Source organism: Roseateles sp. P5_B10, assembly GCF_056400485.1.
In genome coordinates this window covers 1-1,654 of record NZ_JBFULE010001014.1, presented here as the reverse complement: position 1 = coordinate 1,654, position 1,654 = coordinate 1, and the positions used below count along the sequence as shown (strand labels likewise).

Genomic DNA, 1,654 nt, shown 5'->3' with positions numbered 1-1,654 from the left:
GTGGAAGGGTGGCGATGCCGGGCTGATCGACGGACTCATCATCAATGGCTCGGCGCGTGGCGTCGGTGGCATCGCGGGCCTGGTGCGCCGCCTGCAGAGCGGCTATCTGTACTGGTACGCCCTCGTCATGATCCTTGGCGTCACCGGCCTGATGACCTGGCAGCTCTGGCCCTATATCAAGCCCCAGTTCAGCGCCCTGTTCGGGTTCTGAGCGAGAGGCGGAGAACAAGAATGTTGCTGAGTCTTGCGATTTTTCTGCCCATCGTCTGCGGCGCCTTGCTGCTGGCGCTCGGGCGCGACGAGCAGGCGCACGCCGTGCGCTGGCTGGCCCTGGTCGCTGCCGTGGCGAGCTTCCTCGCCACCATCCCGCTGATCACCGGCTTTGACACATCGACGGCTGCCATGCAGTTCGTCGAGAACCAACCCTGGATCGACCGCTTCAACATCAGCTACCACCTGGGCGTGGACGGCATCTCGATGTGGTTCGTGCCGCTGACGGCCTTCATCACCATCATCGTGGTGATCTCGGCCTGGGAGGTCATCGAGACCCGCGTCAACCAGTACATGGGCGCCTTCCTGATCCTGTCGGGCCTGATGGTGGGCGTGTTCAGCGCGCTGGACGGCATGCTGTTCTACGTCTTCTTCGAGGCCACACTGATCCCGATGTACATCATCATCGGCGTCTGGGGCGGCCCGAACCGCGTCTATGCGGCCTTCAAGTTCTTCCTCTATACGTTGGCCGGCTCGCTCTTGATGCTGATCGCGCTGCTCTACCTGTACTCCCAGGTTCCCGGCGGCAGCTTCGACATCCAGACCTGGCACAAGTTGCCGCTGACCGGTGGCGCCCAGACCTGGCTGTTCTTCGCCTTCCTGGCCGCCTTCTCGGTCAAGGTGCCGATGTGGCCGGTGCACACCTGGCTGCCCGATGCCCACGTCGAGGCCCCCACCGGCGGCTCCGTCGTGCTGGCGGCCATCATGCTGAAGCTGGGTTGCTATGGCTTCCTGCGTTTCTCGCTGCCGATCGCGCCGGACGCCGCCCGCCACTGGTCCTGGCTGATCATTGCGCTGTCGCTGATCGCCGTCGTCTACATCGGCCTGGTGGCCCTGGTGCAGAAGGACATGAAGAAGCTGGTGGCCTACTCGTCCATCGCCCACATGGGCTTCGTGACGCTGGGCTTCTTCATCTTCAACGAACTGGGCGTCTCTGGCGGCCTGGTACAGATGATCTCGCACGGCTTCGTGTCGGGTGCGATGTTCCTGTGCATCGGCGTGCTCTACGACCGCGTGCACTCGCGTGAGATCGCTTCCTATGGTGGTGTCGTCAACACCATGCCCAAGTTCGCTGCCTTTGCCGTCTTCTTCGGCATGGCCAACTGCGGCCTGCCCGCCACGGCCGGCTTCGTCGGCGAGTGGATGGTCATCCTCGGCACCGTCAAGGCCAACTTTTGGCTGGGCGGCATCGCCGCGACGGCCCTGGTCTTTGGCGCGGCCTACACGCTGTGGATGATCAAGCGCGTCTACTTTGGCGATATTGCCAACGACGACGTGCGCGCGCTGACCGACATCAATACCCGCGAATTCCTCATGCTCGCTCTGCTGGCCGTGGCGACGCTGTACATGGGCCTCTATCCCAAGCCCTTCACCGACGTGATGC

At 63.4% G+C, this 1,654-nt stretch carries 2 protein-coding genes; both read left to right on the top strand.

Annotated features, from left to right (window positions below):
* On the top strand, positions 1-211 hold a 211-nt coding region (locus AC1DU6_RS30300; protein WP_477861770.1), incomplete at its 5' end, for a hypothetical protein.
* Positions 212-231: 20 nt separating this feature from the next.
* Positions 232-1,654: NADH-quinone oxidoreductase subunit M (locus tag AC1DU6_RS30295; protein WP_477861768.1), on the top strand; the 1,423-nt coding region annotated here is incomplete at its 3' end.